This window comes from Parabacteroides sp. AM08-6 (assembly GCF_003473295.1).
Taxonomy (GTDB): domain Bacteria; phylum Bacteroidota; class Bacteroidia; order Bacteroidales; family Tannerellaceae; genus Parabacteroides.
Genome location: NZ_QRMP01000004.1, coordinates 43448 through 67307, shown reverse-complemented (window position 1 = coordinate 67307; position 23860 = coordinate 43448). Strand labels below are relative to the sequence as shown.

The 23860-nt window shown below is 43.6% G+C and carries 13 protein-coding genes; 1 reads left to right on the top strand and 12 read right to left on the bottom strand.

The window, feature by feature from the left end; all coding sequences use genetic code 11:
- Nucleotides 1-882 precede the first annotated feature (882 nt).
- Nucleotides 883-2001, bottom strand: coding sequence for a type II toxin-antitoxin system HipA family toxin (locus DW103_RS04970; RefSeq protein ID WP_122274565.1), 1119 nt, complete (start codon nucleotides 1999-2001; stop codon nucleotides 883-885).
- On the bottom strand, nucleotides 1985-2311 hold the full coding sequence (locus DW103_RS04965; RefSeq protein ID WP_122274564.1) for a helix-turn-helix domain-containing protein: 327 nt from the start codon (nucleotides 2309-2311) through the stop codon (nucleotides 1985-1987). The genes DW103_RS04970 and DW103_RS04965 overlap by 17 nt, the downstream gene beginning before the upstream one ends.
- Before the next feature lie 216 nt (nucleotides 2312-2527).
- Here DW103_RS04965 and DW103_RS04960 point away from each other — a divergent pair, with 216 nt between their 5' ends.
- On the top strand, nucleotides 2528-4210 hold the full coding sequence (locus DW103_RS04960; RefSeq protein WP_122274563.1) for an RNA-binding domain-containing protein: 1683 nt from the start codon (nucleotides 2528-2530) through the stop codon (nucleotides 4208-4210).
- 263 nt (nucleotides 4211-4473) lie between these two features.
- Here DW103_RS04960 and DW103_RS04955 read toward each other — a convergent pair whose 3' ends face one another.
- From DW103_RS04955 to DW103_RS04900, 10 genes are all read right to left on the bottom strand, one after another.
- The gene (locus DW103_RS04955; RefSeq protein WP_122274562.1) at nucleotides 4474-5187 is read right to left on the bottom strand and encodes a hypothetical protein; all 714 of its coding nucleotides are present in this window, start codon (nucleotides 5185-5187) and stop codon (nucleotides 4474-4476) included.
- Between the two features lie 21 nt (nucleotides 5188-5208).
- Nucleotides 5209-10620, bottom strand: a complete 5412-nt coding sequence (locus tag DW103_RS18385) for an efflux RND transporter permease subunit (protein ID WP_233545611.1) — start codon at nucleotides 10618-10620, stop codon at nucleotides 5209-5211.
- Nucleotides 10617-13724 carry an efflux RND transporter permease subunit gene (locus DW103_RS04935; RefSeq protein ID WP_122274561.1) on the bottom strand — a complete coding sequence of 1036 codons (3108 nt, stop codon included), beginning with the start codon at nucleotides 13722-13724 and terminating at the stop codon, nucleotides 10617-10619. The genes DW103_RS18385 and DW103_RS04935 overlap by 4 nt, the downstream gene beginning before the upstream one ends.
- A 6-nt stretch (nucleotides 13725-13730) precedes the next feature.
- Nucleotides 13731-14792, bottom strand: coding sequence for an efflux RND transporter periplasmic adaptor subunit (locus tag DW103_RS04930; RefSeq protein WP_122274560.1), 1062 nt, complete (start codon nucleotides 14790-14792; stop codon nucleotides 13731-13733).
- Between the two features lie 6 nt (nucleotides 14793-14798).
- Nucleotides 14799-16298, bottom strand: a complete 1500-nt coding sequence (locus tag DW103_RS04925) for a TolC family protein (RefSeq protein WP_122274559.1) — start codon at nucleotides 16296-16298, stop codon at nucleotides 14799-14801.
- A 19-nt stretch (nucleotides 16299-16317) separates the two neighbouring features.
- A complete protein-coding gene (locus tag DW103_RS04920; RefSeq protein WP_122274558.1) occupies nucleotides 16318-19626 on the bottom strand; it encodes a xanthan lyase in 3309 nt (1102 codons plus the stop codon).
- Between the two features lie 15 nt (nucleotides 19627-19641).
- Nucleotides 19642-20535 (bottom strand): ABC transporter ATP-binding protein, encoded by an 894-nt coding sequence (locus tag DW103_RS04915; protein ID WP_122274557.1) that lies wholly within the window; start codon nucleotides 20533-20535, stop codon nucleotides 19642-19644.
- Nucleotides 20536-20655: 120 nt separating this feature from the next.
- Nucleotides 20656-21234, bottom strand: coding sequence for a rubrerythrin (gene rbr / locus DW103_RS04910; protein ID WP_122274556.1), 579 nt, complete (start codon nucleotides 21232-21234; stop codon nucleotides 20656-20658).
- Nucleotides 21235-21393: 159 nt separating this feature from the next.
- Nucleotides 21394-22536 (bottom strand): 6-bladed beta-propeller, encoded by a 1143-nt coding sequence (locus DW103_RS04905; protein ID WP_122274555.1) that lies wholly within the window; start codon nucleotides 22534-22536, stop codon nucleotides 21394-21396.
- A 67-nt stretch (nucleotides 22537-22603) separates the two neighbouring features.
- The gene (locus DW103_RS04900; protein ID WP_147381178.1) at nucleotides 22604-23746 is read right to left on the bottom strand and encodes a 6-bladed beta-propeller; all 1143 of its coding nucleotides are present in this window, start codon (nucleotides 23744-23746) and stop codon (nucleotides 22604-22606) included.
- Nucleotides 23747-23860: the final 114 nt, after the last annotated feature.

The following is a 23860-nucleotide window of genomic DNA, read 5'->3' as shown; positions in this document are numbered from 1 at the left end:
TTAACAGGTGTGTTGTTTTGTATAATGACTAAAATAAACGAACGTTTTTTTTAGTCATTTTCTTTATGGATGCGCCTTTTGAAAGATTGATTTATAAAATATCGCTTAGCCCTTGATAATTAATTGTTTTTTTTGTTGGAAAAAATTTTGCCATGTGAAAATTAATGTTGATGTTTGTATCGAAATAATGACTAAAAAAAACGTTCGTTTATTTTAGTCATTTTTTTATGAGCAGATGTAGTACAAATAATCATTGATTATTATAAAGACTTACGCTTTTCAAGCAAAACACTTACGTTTTTCCCGTAAAAGCCTTAAACTTCTTTCTAAATGTATTTTTACAAAATAGTTATTTACATTCATCCGAAAGTGTCAAAAGTGCCAAAAGTGCCAATAATGCCAATGAGTATTTTAAATTGTACATTTCTTTGATTACTTGCTGAGCTTCTTATACTTACCATGCGAGAACTTGAAAATAAGTCTCCCTTCTTCCCACTTTTTGAGCAAGCGCTTCACTGTTCTTTCAGCGAGGAAAAACTTTGTTCCGAGGACAATTGCCTCGGAAGTAAGAATAAGAGAGGGCAGTGTGTTAAAGAATGTTTCACGACGAGTCGGGTCACAGTACCTGACAAAATTTTCTGTAAGGACGTAGACGGAAAGTCCCGGAAGTCAGTTTTCCTGACTATCAAAATGTCATTAGTAAGGCAACTAAATGGGATTAGTATGGCGGGGAAAAAGAATTACCCGCACATGTAAACCTTTTTAACATATCAATCCGATAGTGAAACACCGAAATGGAGAACATCTTGTCAATTTGCCGAGACAGGCCGAAACGGTAGACTAGGCCTGACAATTCCTTTTCGGTAAACATCTGGACCCGGTTCAGGATGGAACGGAAGATATATAATCCTTTGATAAGATTTCGGAACATCTTTCAGCAATGCTACGGATTAGAGACATGCCTTTTTTTCGGGGGATACGGATGCTATCACCGACAATAAGCATATCTTCGACAGTCGGGTTTCCGTTGTTATTGACAGAGGTAATGTGTTCTCCATTATAGCCATTGCTACATCGGGTCAAATCGTAAGCCGGAGCCAACGACCAAACACCTTCCCGGCAAATGAAACTGAAGTTTTTGGCATGGTCGTCTTTATTTGCGGTCAACACGTTGAATACCATACGACAGAACATCTCGTCAACTTGCATGGGGTCTTGTGTGAGGTAGCCTGTCAGATGAAGCAAAGTTTTGTAATCCAATTTTGAGTGCATAATCGATTCGTTTAAGAGCGCTCCTGCCGTAGCGATATGAAGCCTGTTCCCATTCTCAATATCAAAACGTTTAGTTGCAAAATATTTTCCTTCCATCAGTTTGAAATCCGGCACGGTAATGCCGCACCTACGTGCAACCTCATTGTACCGGTATTCCATAGTCCCCATATCTTTTGGGTCGTATGTATGCCTGAATTTCACCAACCATGCCCCCTCCGCGTCGTGAAACAGGCATTTAGGCCGACATCCTCCCGAATTGCCGCTATTAAAATATAACACATCCTCGTCCTTGTCGGACTTTTCGGATAATATGTCTAATGCCATTTTCTGGAGGTCATCCAAGTCAGGAAGTGATTTCTCTTCACCTATGTAAGTTCCGGGAATGTAGCACAAGGCCCCCATCCCCGATGTGCCGACAATACTTAATCGCTGCAAGGGGGTCAATTCGCTATCGTCTATTCCCTGCTTTTTCAGCATACGATTCAGCAAATAACGCCCGTATCCATCGGGCAGGCTGTCCTCAAAAATGCCAAAGTTACCCCAGAAGGGTTCCGGCTTGGCAATGAACAAGTCTGGTTTTAGAGGCAGCTCCAAGGGGGATATAGAGAATCCGTTTGCCAACCATTCCTTCTCATACTGAAAGGCACATAATCGATTGTCGGGAGTTGTACTAAGCGTACCGACGGTCCGATTGTGGTATGTGACGATTATCTTATCTACTGATTTCATTACGTCCCTTCTTTCTGTTTCTGTTTTTGTTAATCATCTCCAATTCTTCCATCGTATGGTAGATTGGCTCGGAAAGCAATCCTTTTATGGCTTTGGAATAGCCCAATGCTTTTGCCAGTGCCACATAGGATGCCAAGGAGATGGTATGTTTTTGCTCGAATTTGGCAATGGTAGGGGTAGGTACTCCGCTAAGTTCCGTGAGTGCTTCGCGCGAAAGCCCTTTTTCAAGCCTGCGCTTTTGTAAATTACCGGCAAGAACCGCCAATAACTCATGAGGCGTATCGATGTCGAAGTTATAAAGCAATGGCATACTATTGTATCTTAAAAGTGAAAAAACAGACGATATTAAATATTATTGTATCCGAAACAAAGGTAGCAACTTTCTACCAAAAAACCAAAGCCCTCCCCCACAAATTTCCACAAAATGGCATAGAATGACTGCGAAAGGCGGAGGAGCTATGAAAAGAATACTTTATATCGTTATTTCTACTTTTATCCATTATCTTTGTTTCCACATTATAAGTTTATGACGATAGGAGAAATAAAAGATTTAATCGCAAAAGGTGAAGGCGCGAATATAGAATTTAAAACATGCCAGAACGAGATAACTCATTCTGTTTATGAGACAGTCTGTTCGTTTTTAAATCATTCCGGTGGATATATCTTCATAGGTATAAACGACCAAGGTGAAATTTTAGGAGTAAATAAGATGAATGTGGAACAAATGAAGAAAAACTTCATTCACATAATTAACAATCCGGATTTATTCTCTCCTAAAGCTTATGTAACACCGGAAGATATTGAAATAGACCAAAAGAAGATTATTTATGCAAGAGTAGAAAAAAGCTTATATGTACATCGTTATAAAAATCGTTTTTATGATCGTAATGGAGATGCAGATGTGGATGTAACAGACCATCCTGCCTTAATGGCCGGCTTATTTGCCCGAAAAGATACGTTATCATATGAAAATAAAATTATACCGTACCTCGGGTTGGAAGATTTGGACAAGAAAACATTTGATTACTGCCGAAAATTGGTAAAGCTTATAAATGAAACCCATCCTTGGATAAAGCTGTCAGATGAAGAAATCCTGAAGAGTTGCGGATTAATAGCCAAAGATCCGACAACAGGCCAAACCGGTATCAAATCGGCAGCTTTGTTATTATTCGGCACTGATGTCAGCTTGGCAACTTTTATGCCGGCTTATAGAATTGAAGCTATTTACAGGAATATGAGCTTCAAACGTTTCAAGCAGAATAAGGTTGAAGATACAACAAGGTATGATGACCGAATTACAATAAGATCTAATCTGATAAATGCTTATGAGACTTTGATGAGTTTTGTCTATAAGCACCTTCCGGAGAAATTTTATCTGGAAGATGGAACTACGCAAAGAGGAGACTTAAGATCGAACATTTTCCGTGAGATTGTGGCAAACCTATGTGTGCATCGTGAATATAGCAATAATGCTGCAGGTTTCTTTGAAATATATTCCGACTGCGTAATAACCCGAAATGTAACAAAGTTTACGCCTATGTTCAAAACAGGTGTTATAAGTATTGAAGAGCTGGATAACTATACCAAAAACCCCTTATTGGTGAAAGTTTTTCGTGAACTGGGTTGGGTAGAAGAATTAGGGTCCGGTAGTCGCAATATCAAAAAGTTTGCTCCTTTATATTTTGAAAAGAGTATAATAGAAATTGTCAATGGAGAAGATTTTATTTTTAGTATTACATATAATGCTGTTGATGATAATGGTGCTAAATTAGATGAAGCTGGCGTTAAATTAGAGGGAGATAGTGTTAAACCTGATAGAAGTAGTGTTAATTTAGATGCCGATAGTATTAAATCCAATAGAGATAGTGTTAAAAAAGAAGAGAGTAACGATACGACTAATACTATCGATAATGCTAAACCTGTCATTCATGATACGACTGTAACAGAAGAAAAAATACTCAAGTTGTTGAATACCTATGATGCTTCACTTACTCAAAAAATCAAGAAACGTATGGTGAAGGAAATAATGCTTATCTACCAGGAGGGGAAAGTTGACAAAGCTACACTATCACAAGAATTAAAACATTCGCCAACGCAAATGAAAGGAGATTTGAGAACTCTTTTACAATATAAAATACTCATATACTCTAATCTGGGGAAAGTATATTCATTGAGTGACACATTTTTCGAGAATTTAAATAAAGAATAATTACCACAGGAGAGTGTAAAATACCGGTGGATTTCTACAGTATAGTACAAAATGGCATAGAATGACTGCGAAAGGCGGAGGAGGGCGTAGTTCGGCTGATTGATGAAAAGAGGGTGTGTTATCTTTGTAGGGTAATCAAAAACAAGTACTAACCCTTAAACTTTAATCTTTATGTCAGTCAAGTACAAATTAGTAAAACGTAAAGCCCTCCCTGTCGTTGCACTTAGCATGAACGACAGGAAGGGCTATTATAATTCCTTTTATCAGACAAACTTCTCCCTCTTTTGCAAATTGAGCAATCCTATCATCATCCAGATGATGCTGGCGCTGAGGAGAAAAATACGGCTTTTCAGGATGGTACTTTCCCAGATGACAGGCAAGAGGTTGTTGGGGATACGGAAAGGGTTCAGGACGATGTTCCAGAAAGAACGTTCGACAGAACCCGTGTTGCTGAAGAAAAGCAGGGCAATGCCGATAATGATTACCAGCACGGCCGTCCCGTTGCCACTCCGGGTAATGGTGGAAAGCATAAAGGCCAAATTGCCGAAAAAGAATATCGGAAACATTAGCTGCGATGCCATCTCCAGAGGGTTGACAGGATAAAGCAAAAGCGTAGCGATATACGAAAAGAGAATGAGAATGAAGAATATCGCCACATAAATCATCAACAAACGGACACCCCATACCTTATATTTATAGTCGGGAATACCGAAAAGGATTTCGAGTATCCGGCTATCCTCATCGTTCTGGATACCGAACACGGCAGGATAAAACACCAACAATATACAAGGGAAGAGCAAAATATTATAAATAAGCCCTTCGTTTATCTCCGCCCGGTTCCAGGCGTTCTGGAACATAAAGTAGGCAAAAAAGCCGAAAGCAGCCAGGAAGAACCAAATGAACTTCCCGGCAAAAATTATTTTCAGGTTATATTTAACCAGTCGGGGCAAAAGCCCTACGAATTGTTTCAGTGTCATAATCGTTCTCGTTTTACCGGATTACAATCCTTTCAATAAACATAAATATGCATCCTCCAAATTCGGTTCTACCAGCACAGCTCCTTCATACGGACAATCGGTAGACAGATAACGTATTTGTATCTGGTCGCCGTTTTGCATGTGATTTACAATCAACGATTTGTCGAGCTTCTCTTCAAAGTCGGCACGGTCGATGCTGAATGTCCAGACCTTACCGGTAGCCATATCTACCATATCTACCGGGTCGCCGAAGTATTTCAGGCTACCCTTGTTGATAACCACCACCTGGTTACAGGAGCTGGATATATCTTCGATGATATGCGTGGAGAATATCACGATACGGTCTTTACTCAGTTCGACCAGCAAGTTACGGAAGCGGATACGTTCGCGCGGGTCCAGACCTGCCGTAGGTTCGTCTACCACGAGGATACGCGGCAGGTGAAGCAATATCAGGGCAATACCGATACGTTGTTTCATACCACCGGAGAAAGAACCTATCTTATCGTCCTTGCGTTCGTACATGTGGACGGCTTTCAGGACATATTCGAGGCGTTCCTTACGCAGAGTAGCGTCGGTAATGCCTTTCAGGATAGCTTGGTAATCGAGAAATTCCCACGACGACATATTCTCGTACGTACCGAATTCCTGCGGAAGGAAACCTATCAGGCTTTGCAGTTCCTCGCGGTAGATGCGCGTATCCAAACCGTTAATCCAGATACTACCGTAACTCTGTTCGAGAATACCGCAGATGACACGCATCAAGGTAGACTTACCGGCTCCGTTCGGTCCCAACAGTCCGAACATTCCAGTACGTATTTCGAACGATACGCCACGCAAAGCCTTGAACGGACGACGACGTTTGCCAATCAGCGGGATACTCTTCACCATCCGGAACCAAGAGCGGCGCAATCCGGCGAAACGTCCTTTGATACGTTCTATATTGATTTCTTTCTCATACAGATAACCCGACGATATATAAACCGCGATGCAGAAAGCCCATAACAAGGCTACTACCCCTACCAGGTTCGGATTATCCATCTTCCGGAACAATCCGAAGAGGATAAGCGGCGGAATACTCCAGAAGATAACCCGGTTGACATTGCGCACCATACGGCTCTTCTCAAAGCGGTAATACAGGTATTCGCGTATTTTCCTCCAAAGAGCAAGCGTAGCGGCATACATGGCAAAAGAGAGCAGGAATATCCACATCCGGTTACTGACAAAGAACCAGGTAAAATAGACACCAAAGCCCCACAGGGCAAACTGCCAACTGATACCGACAAAATCTTTCAATGAATGATATTCGCCTCCCAATCCCAACCGGCGACGTATCAGCAGGCCGCTGTTCCACTGACGGGATATCCGTCCCGGCCAGTCGTATATCTTCACCAGGTTGCTGACGGAGATATGAATTTCGGCATCCGGGTCGATGACTTTAGAGCTGGCACGACGCAAGCTGTTTTGGGCAAAATAGGTCATGCCCGGAATAGCAGCCGTCAACGCAACCAAATAGATGGACTGCCACAGCAAACCATCGGCATAAAGCCAGATACACAACGCTCCGAAGAGGAAGAGTACCAGATGGAACAACCATATTTTGGGAGAGAGACCCCGATACCATTTCAACGTATTTTCCAGACCCATGCAGACTGTCGGTATCAATATCAACGTCAGCAAAGCCGAGAATGACAAACCTCCGATAACCGTGATGGCGAACGGAGCTCCGATAGCTCCCGCATATTCCGAATTACCCATTGCCATCGGGAGCATGGCCACGATGGTGGTTATGGAAGTAATCAGGATAGGACGGATACGGGACAGACCGGCCGTTATCAACGCACGGTTGCGCCGGTATCCTCGTTTCCGGAGAATATTGGCATAGTCTATCAGGATAATCCCGTTGTTCACCACGACTCCCAACAATATCAGGAAGCCCATCAAGGTGTTCGCATTCATCAGGCTGTTGCCCGTCAACAACAGAGCAAGCAGCGAACCGATAGCGGCCAACGGAATGGAAAAGAGCAGGACAAACGGTGTAGTAAGCGACTCGAACACCGATGCCAATATCATGAAGATGAGGATGAATGCAGCTAGTATCAGGAACTTGAAGTCTGCAAACTGGTCTTCCTCATGGAACACTTCCACAGCGACACCTGCCGGCAGGTTGTAGGAAGCCACCAACGCATCTATATCGGCCCGGTAGCCTTCCAACAGCTCTTTCGAGGACTCTACATCCCTGGAGAAAGAATAGAATACTTCCACCTGTTTATCTTGGTTCACACGGGTGATACGGGCACGACCGCGACCATAATTGATGGAAGCGATATCGTCCAACCGGTGCAATCCGCCGGCTGCGTTAGGTATCTGGACGGCACGAAGGTCGTCGACACTCTTATCTTTGTTTTCCTTTGCCAGCTGGGCAAGGAGCAAACTGTCTTTAATCCTCTTGTCCTTTATCTCTTGGATACTATCGAGAACAGCCTGTTCTCTGGCTATCCGAATACTATCCATTTGGACGCTATCCACCTGCATACTATCTGTACCGGAGAAGTTCGCAGCCATTTTGCTGCTATCGGCAACCGGCATATCTTTGTTTACCTTGCTGCTATCGGCAGGATTTCTGTCAGGTCTGCGTCTATTCTCGCTTCTGTTTCCCCTGCGGCCTTCACCACCTCCACCGCCGGCTCTACCTCTGCCTGCACCACCTGCACGGACAGCGGGAGTAGCGGTTGCTCCGGGCATAAGATTTCCTGCAGGAACAGCACCCCCTTCCGGTCTGCGACCTCCTGCGGGAGCAGCCCCACCAGCGGGCCTACGTCTTTCGGCAGAAGCAGTACTTCCTCCGGCTTTATGTTCTGCGGCAGGAGTTTTCGCTTCTGCTTTCTGGCCTTCGGCGGGAGGAGTTCCTTTATCTCCCACATGACCTTCGGCATGAGGAGGTTGTTGACCGACCTGAGTACTATCGGCAGGAAGAGATGCTGTATCGGGAGTCAACGTGAAATCCTCTTCCATTTCGTCTTCCAGCTCCTCGTTCCGGATTACAATATCGTAAGTATCCTCCCCTACCTTAAAAGTAGTACCGGACGAGAGTTCCGGATTAAGCGAAGCAAGACCGGCAGATATATTCCCACGTGAGATGTCGAAGGAGGTAAGTAATATCGGGTCGAAGCCCAGATATATCTCAGGTTGACGGCGATTGTAGGAAACCCATGTATTCCGGATAAACTCCTGTTCGTCCAGGTAATAACGGAAATCTTCCGCCACACGCTGCATCAGGTCGACATCGGAACCTTTTATCACAATTCGTTCCCGGCTATCGCCGATACCCAGCATACGCATAAAAGAGCCCATGCCGGCCATCATATTCCCCATAGCCCCTCCCTGGCCTCCACCGGAAGCATCGGAAAGAGAAATCTCAGCTCCGTTAATATCGCGGAGCTTGCCTTGCACATCCGCCTTGATATCGGAAATACTGCGATGGCCTATCTTATTATAACCTTCTTTCAGGACAAGTGTCAGTTCGGCATCTGCCTCCCGGATACGGCTTATCAGTTCTTCTTTCTCCGGGAAATCGGCGAGGCGTTCTTCTATCACTTTCACCGTCTGGTCGGTATTCTCTAACGTACTACCGGTTTGCATGGTGACGTAGATACTGAAACGGTCGGACTCCACATCTTTCATCTCCTGGATATTCAGCGTCAGAGCAAGTATCAGGGTCAGGAAGAGCGTAATGATAGCACCGAAGATAGTCACACCCGGGTTACGCATACAAGTCTTAAGGAAGACAAGATATACCTGCACGGGGCGCTGTGTAACGCCTATTTTCTGGTAGAATACACTGTCTCCCTTTCCTTTTCCAAGATGGGCGCGCAAATAGGCTTTCCATTTTCCCCAACGGCCTGTTTCCTTCTGTTCCGGTTCTTTTGACTGAAGCGGAAGGGGAACATCCATCTCGTCGGGTGTCCGTTTCCGCAGGATAGTATAGGTTGCCATCGGAATAAACAGCAAAGCGACCAGCAAAGAAACGGAAAGGGTGGAAATGATAGAAACGCCGATATGATGTCCCATCAACTTAACTAGGAAGTTGTCGGAAAAGACAAAAGGAAGGAAGACGGTTATCGTGGTCAGCGTAGCAGCCAGGATAGAACGCCAGACTTCTTTCGTCCCTTGCGTAACGGAGCGTTCGGGAGTACAGCCGGAGGCAGAGAGGCGGTAGATATTTTCGAGTACCACGACACTGTTGTCCAGCAACATCCCCACCGCCAATGCCATTCCTACCAGTGTCAGACTATTGATAGAGATACCGGAAGCGTAGAAGAAATTGAAGGCTGTATAGACCGAAATCGGAATAGACAGGGCGATGAAAAATACCAACCGGAAGTTCTTCAGGAAAAGCCAGAGAATCAGGATAGCCAACAGACCGCCTACCAAGGCGAGATTGATTATCTGGTCGATATTATCTTCCATCGTTTCCGCTTGGTTATTCTCCACTACAATGGCCAGGTCGAGCGGTTCGAGACGTTCGTTCAAACGGTCGACAGCGGCAAGCGTACGATGCGACAAGTCTATCAGGTTGGATTGTGAATCAGCTTGCAAGGCAACCGAAACGGCGTCTTTGCCATTCACACGACTATAGCTTGTTTCTTCCTTACGGTCGAAGAACACAGTGGCCACATCTTTCAGCAGGATGGGACCGGGAGCAACTACTATATTTTCCAGGTCGGAGACTTGGGTATAGGAGGAATTGACATGCACGAAATGTTGTCCGTCAGGTTCGACGGCATATCCCACAAAGGCTTTCTCCTGTGTATTCTGGTTAAGCAGGCTGCTTATCTTCGAAGGAGTCAGGTTCAGCGCAGCGCAAGCATCCGTATTGAGACGTACCTCGATGGCTTTTTCCCGTCCGCCGTACACGTTGACGGAAGCTATTCCATCGATATTCTCCAAGTCGGCACGTATCTCCTTCTCCACCAACTGACGTACACGGTCGGTTCCTCCGGAGCCGCGTACTTGCAGCGACATGAAACCGCCACCCAGTGCGGAGACATCGACTTTCTGTACCGACACCCTAAAATTATCGGGCAGGCTCTGGGCCGTCTCGTTAATCTTCTCCTGTAGTTTCAGGGCGGTTATCTTGAAGTTGACAGTACTCTTGAAGTTAATCTGTATATTGGACTGACGGCTGTCGATAGTGGATTGTATCTTCTCTACCCCACCGATGGTACTGATAGCACCTTCGAGCGGGATAACGACTTCCGTCTCCACATAAGCCGGGTCCATGTCCTGCGTGGAACTTACCTGTACGAAGAGCATCGGTAGCTCTGCGTTAGGTAACAGTTCCACCGGTAACTGTTTGTAGGAGACGTATCCCAACCCGGTAAGGGCTGCAAACAGCATGCAAATCGCAATCTTTCTATGTAGCAAAAAGTTCATATTCTTTTCTTCCTCGTTTTTATCCTTTCCAATACATAATAGACGCATGGAATAACCATAAGCGACATTAACGTGGAGGTCAACAGCCCGCCTATCACGGCAATTGCCATCGGCGAACGAAGCGACGCGCCTTCACCGAAACTAATAGTCATGGGGAGAAGGGCAAGGATAGTTGTCAGCGTTGTCATCAAGATAGGACGGATACGTTGCTGGCCGGCTTCCACAATGGCATCGGTCAACGGCATACCGGTTTTCAACTGGTTAATACGGTCTACCAGGATAATCGAGTTGTTCACCGCAATACCGACCAACATCACAATACCGATTACTCCCATCATATTGATGGTTGTCCCGGTAAGGAAGAACAGGAGGACAGCCCCTACCACCGCCAGCGGTATCGTCAGCAGGATAGTGAAAGGATGCAGCAGTGATTCAAACTGCGAAGCCAGCACCATATAAACCAGGATAACCGAAAGAGCCAGTGCGAACAGCAGGCTGTTCATCGACTCCTGACGCTTCTCTTCTTCACCGGTGACGGTAATGGAATAGTTGTTCGGCAGGTCTATATCCGAGACGGCGGAACGTATCTGTGCCGCCATTTTGTCCAGCGACTGGTTATCGTCCATATCCGCCATAACTTTACTGATACGGTTTTGCCCGCGGCGGAAGATTTCTTTCGGCGCTTGTGAGGGGATAATATCGGCCACTTCCTGCAGACGGAATTCCTGGTCGCCGTTCTTGATAACCAGCATACCAAGGTCTTTCAGGGTGATATCGGGTACTTTTATCAGAATATCGCGCATCTCCCCGCGGTAATCCATCTTACCGGTTTCGAGTCCGCTCAATTGTTGCTTGAGCTGGTCGATAACGGTCTGTACACTCAGATTATTAATACCGGCTACAGTACGGTTGAGGGAAATCGTGACTTCGGGAGCACCATCTTCAATGGAGGAACGAACGTTGTAAAGTCCGTTGACAGTCATCATACGTCCTTTCACCTCTTCGGTCAGCACGGCAATCTCATCCAGTTCCTCTCCCTTCACCTCGACAACGATGGGAGCACCTTCGCTACCCAACAAGCTGCTCAGGGAATTTTCGTCTTGTTTCAGGGTAATATCCAGCCCTTCGGTTTCTTCGGTAGCCTGTACGAAACGGGCCATCACTTCGTCCGGAGAAATCGGACAGGAAGGAGAAAGGATGACTTTCATAACAGCCGTATTTTCACCTTCGAATATATCGTTTTCCGAACCGCTTCCGGGACCTACATGGCTGTAGACCGTACAAAGCGAATCGCCGGATATCGTCCGTAACAGACTTTCCAACCCATCGATAGCCGAGGCGGTACGTTCCAAACGTGTACCTTCCGGCAAGCGAACAACGGCCGAGAATGTTTTACTCTCCGCCTTCGGCATAAATTCAGTTCCGATGAAAGGAGTGAGCAGACCGGCCACCACTATCAATAAGACAGCTGCGCTAATGACTCCCCAACGGTATTCCAGAAGTTTGCGAAGCAGCTTGCTATAACCTTTCATCTGGATAGATTTCACCTCCTGGAGAGCTTCTTTCTTACGTCCGGCAATCCGGTCGTACAACATCGGGATAACCAATATGGCAACAAACAAAGAGGAAACCAATGAGAAGGTAACCGTCCATGCCTGGTCCTTAAATAATTCGCCCGAAGCTCCATGCAGGTAAACGATAGGCAGGAATACCACAACGGTAGTCAATGTAGAGGCGATAACAGCCCCGGCAACTTCGGAAGTTCCCGTGATAGCCGCCTCCTTGACGGACATTCCTTTTTCCTGATTACGGAAAATACTCTCGATTACCACAATGGCATTATCCACCAGCATACCGGCTCCCAAGGCCAGCCCTCCCAGTGTCATAATATTCAATGTCAGATGATTGAAGAACATCAAGTTGAAAGTAGCCACGATAGAAATAGGTATCGCCATACTCACAATCAACGTTGTTCCGAAGCGCCGCAGGAAAACGAAAAGGATGATAACGGCCAGGATGATACCGAGTACGGCACTGTCCTTCACCTCTCCTATCGCGTTCTTAATGAATGTTCCCTGGTTGGTAATCACTTGGAAGCGATAACCCGGAAGCGCTTGTTCTATAATTCCCAACTGGCGGGTGACGGCATCGACTACCTTCACCGTGTTGAAACGCATTTCTTTATAAACGGACAGCCCGATGCTGCGTTCGCCGTTGATACGGACAATGTTCTCGGGACGGGCGTTCTCAAACTGCACACTTGCAACTTCTTTCAGGAAGATGGGTGCTTTATTTCCATCGGAAACAGTGCCTGTAGCCGTAGAACCGGACGAGGCTGAAGTATTTTGAGCTTCAATGGCTTTATAGCCGACTATCAAATTCTCAAAGTCGCGTTCCGAAGAAAACAGGCTGGAACTTTTTACCAGATATTGTAGACCCAGTTCACTGACACGACCGCCGGAAATACTTTGGTTGTTTGCTTCCACTCTCGATGATATATCATTTATCGTCAGTTTGAAAGCTTCCAGCTTATAAGGGTCGGTACGAATGGTCAGGGTACTGACTTCATCACCCGAAAGGGTCACGTCCGCCACCCCTTCAAGGCGTATCAGTTCGTTGCGGATATAGCTTTCGGCCACCTTCCGCAGTTCGGCCATATCGGTTATGTTCATGTGTGAAAGACCTACCAGTACAACCGGCGATTGGTTGGGGTCGTGCTGCGTAATCTTCAACTCGGTAATATCATTATTCTGAGAGAGCGGACTCATAGCCTTTTGCAAGTCAAGGAAAGCTTCGTCCATATCTTTCGTCCAGCTATATTCTACCGTGATACGGGCAGAACCAGCCTTGATAACGGAAGAAACCTGCGTAACATCGCTTTGGCGGATAGCCAGAGACTCTATGTTCTTGACGAACTGTTTCTCTATCTCCTCCGGCGGACGTTCGCCGGCCTTCAGCTCGATAAAGAGACGAGGATTATTGAGGTCGGGAAGCAAGTCTACGCTCAGCTGGTCGTAGGATATCTTGCCCAGAAGCAGGATAGCCAGTACCACCATGCAGATGGTGACGGGATTGCTTACCGCGAATTTAATAATGTTCTTCATATTCTCTTACTTCTGTACTTTCACCTTACTGTTTTCCTTCAGGGTTTCGAAACCTCTCACTACCAGATTATCGTTTTCGTTAAGCCCCTGTACTACCTGGACGTTCCGTTCGTCTTCCAGACCGGTTACGATTTCACGCAGGATAGCCGTATTCTTTTCTACGATATAGACATACTTACGGCGACGGTTGGTTTGGATAACCTCTTTCGGGATGATAATGGCGCTTTCGGCCTTATCCACTACGATATCGGCTTTGACAAACATACCCGGACGAAGCTTGAGGGCATCGTTCTGTATTTGTATCTTACCTTTAAACGTACGAGTCTCGGTACTGATGGCCGGAGAAAGTTCGCTGATATTTCCACTTACCGTATCTTCCGGCAGTGTATAGTGAGTAATGTAAACAGGCTGTCCCGCATCCACATAGCTGATAGCACTTTCGGGCAGGTTGATATCCATATACATCCGGGAATAATCCATCAGGCTGACGATAGCCTTTCCCTGTTCCACCCGTACATCGGGTGTATAGTGAGGCAGGTCGACGATTACTCCGTCGAAGGGAGCGGTTACGTTCATCTTCTCCAGATTGAGCTTTCCATTCTCTACATCGTAACGGGCATTCGTTACCTTCACCTCCGTATTACGCATTTCGCTGAGCGTCACTCCTCCTTTTTCATAAAGAGCTTTCTGCTTGCTTTGCTCCTGTTCGGCAATTTCGAAACTTAGCTCCTTGGCATCGAGAGCGATACCATTTTCATATTCTTTATCCTCCAGACGGACGATAAGCTGTCCTTTACTGACTTTATCACCCAGCTTAAACGGTTTTCCCGTACGCGGGTTGGTTTGGAGCTTGTAAAGACCAGCCATACCGGAAGTCAGGTCCACGCCATAAGTAGGCATGGCTGTACCGGTAGTGTTAATTAACTTACTGATGGAACCTTTCTTCAGTTCCACGACAGATACCGGAGTAGCGATATCATTCTGCGTATTCTGCGGCTGATTGTTACAAGAAGTAGCCACCAGAGCAAGCAGGAAAAGGGATACGAAAGTTGTACTGTAGTATTTCATGTCTGCTTATTTTTTATTTACTAAATCTTCCATCGGAACAATGGCTACATCACGCTCAAAGTCGTAGAGGGAAAGTATTTTGAGGTTCAACAATTCTATCTTATAGTTAATTAATGTCTGTGTATAGGAAATCTTCTTGCTTGAGAGCTGTGTCTGGAACTGGTTCATATCCATACCGGTAATATCTCCCTCACGATAGCGCGTCAGGTTCAGGTCGTAGGTACGCTGGGCGTTCTCCACATTCTGTTCAGCTATCTTGATTTGTGTAAGCAGATTCTCCAGGTTACGCCAAGTCTGGCGGATATTCAATTCGATACTGACTTTATCCTCCTGGAAATCCAGTTCGTTAATCTTCTGGGCTACTTTCTGTGCCTTAATACGGGCTTTCTTTTCTCCCCAGTCGAAGATAGGTACGGTAAAGCTGATAGCAACACGGGGGTTCTGTGTCGGAGTCTGATAGATATCTCCCAAACGATGGTTATCCCCTATCAAACCGAACGAGAGGGCAACATCCCCCTTAAATTCATTCAGGGCCTTGGTCCTAATCATCTCGAACGCCAGTTCCTTACTCTCAATCTCCCGTTGACGAAGCTCGAGTCGCGACTCCAAACCATGTTGTATCGCTTTTTCCAAATTCACATCAACTGCTTCGATATGTATTTCGGCAAAGACCATAATGTCATCGCTCAAGGGCATTCCCAGAGTTTGTTTGAGCTGGTCTTTCGCATTTTCGAGGGAAACCAATTGTTCTTCCACCGACGAACGGGCGGTTGCCAAGTTCACTTCAGCCTGAAACAATTCGTCTCTGGCAGCCAAGTCGGCCTCCACCTTATTCTTGATGATATCATAACTTTGCTGGGCATTGGTCAATTCGTCCTTGCGGATTGCCAGCTGGCTTTGAGCCATATAAACGGCATAGAACTGTTGGGTGATATTCTTCTCCGTGTTCAGCCGTTGCAAAGCATAACTGATATTGGCATTTTCGTAATCATATTCAATTTGCTTCAGTTCCATTTTCCGTTTGTTGTACGTGAAAACCGGCTGGCTCAATTGAAGATACAAGTCGTTGCTAAAAGCTTTATTGTTGTTTTTAACCCCGTCGATATCCGATTTATTATCCTGCCACCCAAAGCGGTTTATCAAAGAAAGGACACCGTCTGTCCACAAGATTGGTTGGTCTACCTGGAAAGTTCCGCTGGAACTGAATGTCTCATTGGTATACCATTGCGACAAACGGTTATCGAACCTACGGTTCTTATTATAATCCACCGGATTGAGGTTGAGCGAGAACTTCGATTTGAGCGAAGCCCGCTGCGCGATCAAATTCTCCTGATAACGGTCCAGATTCATGTGTGAGCGGCGTAGAGTCGGACTATTCTCCTCCGCTATATCCATCGCCTTCTCTATAGTCAGCGAGAGCTGTCCGTACGCAGGGACGACCGAAAGCCCCAGACAAGCCACAGCGGCCAGGACAGTTTTCTTTATGGATAATAACTCTCTTTGCATGGTTATTTTAATTAAATGATTATCGTTTTACTATTCTTACGGCATCGGCTGCCACACTGCGGAGTTTGCACTCGTTAGTCAACGTAACATGTATGGTATCGGAACTGAAGTAATAAACACCCAACTGTTCCCAGCCTTCGTTAGCCCTTTTCATATTGATATAGGCATCTTCATTCTCCTCATCATACTTCACCTTGAAATGATATTCACCTTCTGCCCGGTTGTTATATCTTAATTCATTATCCTTCGATACATAATAATACACTTCGTACTGTCCGGGAGAGGGAACCGGAACTTTCCAAGTTGCCGTTTGACTTCCGTCACCACTCTTGATGACATAAGCGGACCGGATGTACTGTCCATAATAATTTGCATTCGTCGTAGCCGTCCATTGCAAAGGAGCACGCCACGGGGAAACGCCTGCATATTTGAAGGAGGTATCTTCCACTTTATCGAGCCATTTAGGTAAAAGTCCTACAATAGCCGGCTCGGAAAGAGAGAACAACAATGAGTCTTCATTATCCACAATCACTTCACCTTCTGCAATCCCGGAAGTTATCGGAACGACAAAATCACTATCCGACACCAACGTCCATTCGCGTTCTTCCCGGACATTGACAGATTGACGCAGCGCACTGGGCAGATTACCGGATATCAACGTATTTATATATACCTGCCAGGGGGGATCATCCCAAACCGACACCAGCATCTTACTTTGATGAGCATCCAACGGTACTTTCCGGCTCGTACGCGGATCAGCAACAGGGCCTCTTCTGTTCACATTGATATCTACCTGAAGCATTCCGTCATAATCGGAATTATTCGCCACTAAAAGTTTCATGATATATGATTCCTGTCCCTTATTTGTTATCTTCGTCACTTCCGGTTTACCGATAGTATAGAACGGCAGCGGCACAGGTTTGTCCCAATCCTTTATCTGCAATTTAATATCCGTATCGCTAATCTCTCCCAACCGATCCAACAGGCTTTCGAACTGGATATTGCCGAAAGTATTCTGTTCCAATATCGAATAAAGGGAATCACGGAAAAGATTGACCCCAACATTCACTTCTGCCGGAGCAAAAAGAGTAAAAGCTTTCAAGCTGATAATATTATCCAGCAAGTCACGATGTTCGACATCTGCCAGCAAATCCTTGAAAGATTGTTTTTCCATCAGCAAATTCGACTTTTCGTTGTTACTGATACCGTTTATCTCCCTTTCCCATCCGTTGTTGTCCGATTTCCTCTGGAGATAAAGTTCTATCACTCGGTTGGTTATCGGCCACTCAGGTGAAAAGATGTTATAACGGAAATTATACAATTGCGGGAACAGGAAATAAGGGTTCGCCTGCGAAGAAATATTGTACTGTCCTCGTCCGCCGGACGAGAAGTTATAGTTGCCTTCCGTTTGAAGGAAAATATACAGGAAACTATACAAAGTACGCATCTGCGCCTCTTGCTCCGATATTTCACGTCCGCTCCATTTCGCCCATTGGAACTGGTTCTTTTTCTGTTTTGCCAAATCCATCTGATAGAACGTACATCCCTTCTCCGGGAAAAATACCATCTCCGGCTGTACCATCTCCTGAGCATTCGACCACGCCCGGACATAGCTGAAGAACTGGGCCGGCACTTCTACTACCGAGAAGCGGTTGAACGGATAGCTGAGTTTATAATTTCGTTCCAGATTACCCCGTACCTCCCGTAGCATCGACGGAATAGTGTCCTGAATGGAATCGAATGGTGCCGTAAAATAATCGTGCCCGTCTATATACCATATATTATATAAGGTACTGTCTACCTCCAGGCTCTTTTGCTTATATTTGCCGATAGTCAACGAAATAGACTGGAAAGGATAGTCCGGACGGAACACAAAAGTTCCTTCCTCCTCCTCTTTCCCTTCTCCCTGCGATAAAGGTATAAGACCCGGCAAAGGCTTTACCTGCAGATTGAACCGGCTGAAATAAGTTTGCTGCCAGTCCGGACTCTCGTCGCTGTAGCTTGTACCGGGACGCGGATACCAGAATGTTTCCGGTGTAAAGAGAAGAAAGTCTTTTGTCTGGAATACATATTTCTTGTCTATGTTGACCATATCTTTCTTGTACTGCTGTTGCAAGATTTCCGCCGGAATATCCAGATAGCAGAAATTTTCATTCAGCCGTCCGCTATAAGAAAGGGATAAAGCAATTGTATCCCCTTTTGTTATCTGTCTACCGAAATCCACCAATACAATCTGGTTGTCCCGCTTAAACTGCAAAGATTTCTCTCCTTCCTTCACTTCCTGTACTTGCAAACCGGGGTTCAGAGAGAAAGTAAAAACAGCCGAAGTTTCCAACGCCACCCCTTTCATTTTTACCTCCGAACTGAATGTTTGCGGATGTTGCTCCACCTGAATATCGTACTGGTCGATAATCATCTTCGGGGTATGGACATATTTATTATTGACTGTTGTATAAAGTTCGCGCATTTCTGCTTCCCGGAGGATGGAACGTATATGATTGTAACCACCCGCTCCCCCAATCAACAGCATACAAAAAGACAAAAACAACCAAGGATAATGGCTGCGGGAAGAGTTAGGCAACCTTCTGAAAAGGAAAATCGTGAAAAAGATAAATCCCAGTCCGAGGAAGAAATAAATACCTCTGTGGTTGAGAAGTGCCTCCCAATTGCTAAACCCTACAATCGACGATTTAAACAACGGCAAGCTGTATGCCATATAATCGAACAGGTAGTAAAACTTGTCCTGTATATAGAAAAGTGTCAGTCCGATATACCCCAGCAAAATAATAAAAGTCAGCGCCTGATTTTTAAATACCAGCATCAGGAAGATGGAAAGTCCGATGATGAACACCAGAGTAGGGATACTTATCAACAGGAAATAGAGTAGATAAGCCAACCAATCCACCGAAGCTCCCGCCCCTATAAAATTAAATACCAGCGCCAGCGCCATCACAATCAGGTTCAGAATAAGGAATACCCGCAGGTTTCCCCATATCTTTCCTATCACATATTCGGCATTGCTGAGAGGACGGACGTAGAATACTTCGGATGTATCCAACTTCTTATCCCGTTTCAGGAACTCGGAGGAGAGAAAGACCGCAATCACCGCCTGTCCCGTATTCAGCACCAACAGGTTTATATAAGGTATATTCGAGGTGATAGCCTTCGCCATCCAGAACGAACCTCCATTATCGACAAGCAGCAAGATGAAATTAAGAAAACCCAATACTCCGAGAGCCAGTATCGTAAATATCTTAAAGAACCAGCTTCGAACCAGTATCTTACTTTCGTATTTTGCTACAGATTGTATATTGTTTATAAAAGACATAAATCACACAACTTATTAATCATTGGTCCATCGGTTCAACTTATTCTCCATATAATACACGTAAGCATGCTCCAGATTGGGAGGATAGCTTTCGGCATCATATCCTTTTACCTCATCGGCTACTACCTGTACTTCCCAGCCGGTACCCAAAGGAATGGTGGAAATAACGGGGTAGAGCTTATCAACCTTATGCAGTTCATCACCACTTACCCGGATACGCCAGACTTTTCCTTCCGCCTGTTTCAACATATCCTGGGGAGCACCGTAAAAAGAGACTTCTCCTTTATTCATCAACGCCATACAATTACAAGTACTGGAAATATCGCCTACGATATGGGTGGAGAGGATAATCGTCACATCATTCTCGCTGGCTTCGGAGAGCAGGTTACGGAAACGGATACGTTCTTCCGGGTCCAATCCCGTAGTCGGTTCGTCCACAATAATTACTTTCGGATGATGAATAAGTGCCTGTGCAATACCTAAACGGCGTTTCATACCACCGGATAACTTATTGGCATAGCGGTCGCGTACATCAAACAGTCCCACATTCTCCAACATTTCGTCTACCGCTTGTTTGCGAACAGACTTACGGGTTATTCCGGAAAGCCGCGCAGCGTAGTCCAAAAACTCGTACGTTTTATATTTAGCAAAGAAACGGAAGTCTTGCGGAAGATATCCCAGTATAGCCCGTATCTCTTTCCGCTGTTTCATCAAATCGTACCCACAGATATCCACCTTTCCGGAAGAAGGTTCCATCAAAGCAACAAGAATACGCATTAAAGTTGACTTTCCAGCACCATTCGGACCTAGCAGCCCGAACATACCTGTCGGTATTTCCAGATTGATGTCTTTCAACGCGTGGTTTCCATTCGGATACACTTTATTGAGGTTTTTTATAGATATGCCCATTCGCCGATAAATTCGTTTTTCATGTGAATTTGGGCCTAAAGATAAGGTTATATTAAATATAAACGTTCCCTATCAGCAAAAAAATGATAGGGAACGTGTAATTTTTTTTAAATCGACCGATTAATAGTTCTGTTTCATCGGTTCAAAATAAGCTTGCGGATGTTCACATGCCGGGCATTTCTGCGGAGCTTTCTTTCCTTCGATAACAAAACCGCAGTTACGACACTGCCACCAAATAGCCTCAGGCTTTTCGAATACCTGGCCGGCTTCCATGTTAGCCAACAGCTTACGGTAACGTTTTTCGTGTTCAGCTTCCACTTTCGCAATCATTCTGAAAGCAACGGCAATCATTTTGAAGCCTTCTTCTTCTGCTATATCAGCAAAAGCCGGATATAGTTCAGCCCACTCTTCATTTTCACCGGCAGCAGCGGCAGCCAGGTTTTCCATCGTTGTACCGATAACGCCGGCCGGATAAGCAGCTGTGATTTCTACCATGCCGCCTTCCAAAAACTTAAAGAAACGTTCTGCATGTTCTTTTTCCTGTTCGGCTGTTTCAGCAAAAACACCTGCAATTTGTTCATACCCTTCTTTCTTAGCTTTGCTTGCGAAGAATGTATAACGACTTCTTGCCTGAGATTCTCCGGCAAATGATTTCAGCAGATTCTGCTCTGTACGTGTACCTTTAATACTTTTTTCCATAATGCTAATATATGTATATATAAAATGAGTTTGTCTATCGCCCTAAGAAAATAACATCCAAAGGTATGAAATTGTTTTACTGAAAAACAAATCAATCCACATAAAATATATCAATCTCTCCATAGAAGAAATCGATGTTTCACTCCTTCTCTCAAGGAATTACTTGAAATAGTATAAAAACACGACCGGGTTGCTTTCTTCGTTGATTGATGTCAATAATTGCCTTTTCAGGTCAGGCATCTCAGCTTTCTCATCAAATTGATAAAGCAAGTCATCTGCAAAACGATAGCCTACCAAATATTGATTCGTAGCTTCCGCAACTTCGGGCCAACAGATAAGAATATCGTCCTTCAATCCTTTAGTAAAAAGTTTCTTTTGCCGCTTATCATAGACAAGAGTATGATGATCGGCATCATAAGTACAATCTATTCCCAAATATTTATCATTTTCCCACACACTGTTAAAAGCATAGGCATAGCTTCCATCTTCCAATTCATCCACCGCCTTATCCATATCGTTATACCTGGAAAAGAAACCGGAAGGTATATTCTTATTTCCGAAATCCAGCAAATACTTTACATTGGCTTTATCTCCGACAACCGAATAAATCATATTCGAAAACGGTTCGAAAAACAGAATCTCATCAGCTACATGAACAAAAGACCGGGGTTGCTGGAAACGATACACATGATGTCCCATCTCTTCAAAACTAAACGGCATGTATCCCTTATATTTATCTTCGGAAGCAGGTTTCACAACAAAGCAATATCCTCCTTCAGTATCTTCATAGTCATTTTTCATATGTCCCGTATCAAAAATCATGGCATCATTCCCCCAAGCGATATCCGTTGAAGTTATTTTTAAATTTTCCTTCTTAATCAAATGTCCTTCGAAGTCATAAAAAAATAGTTTTTGAAGAGAAACATTCAAAACAATCTGTTTCAACTTCTCATTCACATCAAAACCTCTTATTTCCACGTACTCATCCGGTCCTCCTCCACTATTATTTATCTTAAAAAGAGCTTTCCCGTCCTTATCAAACACTAATATGGCTTTTTGCCGACTATCAAATATAAAAAACTTCTCATCTACATATCGCATTTTAGAAATAGAAGAAACTAAAAAATCATCTTTCGTTTCAAGCGGTATCGCTCTTACATTATCGATAACCGAGGACATTTTGATTGCCTCATCCGCTGCTTTCGTAAAATCCAATCGTATCCCTTCCCCGCTCTTTTTCGATTCTTGGCCATTGCATGTGAGGAAAAAGAATAAACATGTAATACAGGCAATAAATTTCATGTTGATGATTATTTATGGTTTAATATACTCGTTTTAAATCACTAATAGATAGATTTGTATTCAACTACTATTTGAAATAATATAAAAATAAAACAGGATTGCTTTCTGCATCAATTATAGAAGATAAATATTCTTTCTGTGCTGATACATATTTTTTAGAAGAAATTTCATTCATTAATTCATTTGCAGGCCTATAACCTATTAAATAATTATCTGTAGCCTCTGATATATATGGCCAACAATAGGTAATATCATCCATCCATCCTTTATTATAGCATATTTTCTTATTCTTATCATAACACACAGCATAATAATTAGAAGCATACTCATAATTAAAACTTAAATAGTCATTATTTTCCCATAAACTATTAAAAGCATAATTATAACAACCATCATCTAATCTAGCAAGAGATTTTTCAAAATCATTATACTGACTAAAAAAATCATCTGGTATATTTTTATCACCAAAATCAAAAAAATATTTTACGCTTACTTTATCTCCTACTATTGAATATACTATATTTGAAAACGGTTCAAAAAACAAAACCTCATCCCCATTATGTATTAAATATCTACATTGCTGGTACGTATGTCTAACATCTCCCATCTCTTCAAAAATAAAAGGTTTATAACCTTTATATTGGTTATCTGAAATTGATTTTACAAGAAACCAATATTTTAACCTTTCATTTTCAAATACATTTGTCATATATCCTGTATCAAAAATTAAAGCATCATCACTTATTGCTATGTCAAAAGCATCAATATCTATATTCTCTTCTTTTACCAATTTTCCATCAAAGTCATAATAATATAATCTATTTGGAAATGTTTTAAAAACCAATTGTTTTGTTTTTTCATTTACATCAAATCCTCTTATATTCAAATATTCATTAGGCCCTTTTCCATAATTATTTATTTTAAAAACAGGTTTTCCTTTTTTATCAAACACAAATATAGATTTTTGATTTTTATCTAATATAAAAAATTTCCCATCCGCATATCTCATCTTGGTAATTCCGGATATTAAAAAATCATCTTTTGTCTCAAGTGGAACCAACTCTACACTATCTACTATTAAAGATAATTTCATAGATTCACTAATTGTATTTTTAAAATCCAATCGTTCTCCTTCATTACTTTTTGATAATTGATTACTACCACATGAAAACAAAAGAAAAATACTCAATATTAAAAATAAGGATTTCATATTATACAAATTAATATTATCAGCATGACAAATACTTCCATATTTCACATTCTGATTGATTTTCAAAAGATAAAAGCAAAACAACAAAAAGTTTTTCACTAAAACAAATATTCG

Bases quoted from the DNA above. Each gene is read 5' to 3' on its own strand.
- DW103_RS04930 (WP_122274560.1), bottom strand. From the start codon at position 14,792: ATGAAATACTACAGTACAACTTTCGTATCCCTTTTCCTGCTTGCTCTG.
- DW103_RS04965 (WP_122274564.1), bottom strand. From the start codon at position 2,311: ATGCCATTGCTTTATAACTTCGACATCGATACGCCTCATGAGTTATTG.
- DW103_RS04925 (WP_122274559.1), bottom strand. From the start codon at position 16,298: ATGCAAAGAGAGTTATTATCCATAAAGAAAACTGTCCTGGCCGCTGTG.
- DW103_RS04915 (WP_122274557.1), bottom strand. From the start codon at position 20,535: ATGGGCATATCTATAAAAAACCTCAATAAAGTGTATCCGAATGGAAAC.
- DW103_RS04955 (WP_122274562.1), bottom strand. From the start codon at position 5,187: ATGACACTGAAACAATTCGTAGGGCTTTTGCCCCGACTGGTTAAATAT.
- rbr (WP_122274556.1), bottom strand. From the start codon at position 21,234: ATGGAAAAAAGTATTAAAGGTACACGTACAGAGCAGAATCTGCTGAAA.
- DW103_RS18385 (WP_233545611.1), bottom strand. From the start codon at position 10,620: ATGAACTTTTTGCTACATAGAAAGATTGCGATTTGCATGCTGTTTGCA.
- DW103_RS04970 (WP_122274565.1), bottom strand. From the start codon at position 2,001: ATGAAATCAGTAGATAAGATAATCGTCACATACCACAATCGGACCGTC.
- DW103_RS04960 (WP_122274563.1), top strand. From the start codon at position 2,528: ATGACGATAGGAGAAATAAAAGATTTAATCGCAAAAGGTGAAGGCGCG.
- DW103_RS04900 (WP_147381178.1), bottom strand. From the start codon at position 23,746: ATGAAATCCTTATTTTTAATATTGAGTATTTTTCTTTTGTTTTCATGT.
- DW103_RS04920 (WP_122274558.1), bottom strand. From the start codon at position 19,626: ATGTCTTTTATAAACAATATACAATCTGTAGCAAAATACGAAAGTAAG.
- DW103_RS04905 (WP_122274555.1), bottom strand. From the start codon at position 22,536: ATGAAATTTATTGCCTGTATTACATGTTTATTCTTTTTCCTCACATGC.
- DW103_RS04935 (WP_122274561.1), bottom strand. From the start codon at position 13,724: ATGAAGAACATTATTAAATTCGCGGTAAGCAATCCCGTCACCATCTGC.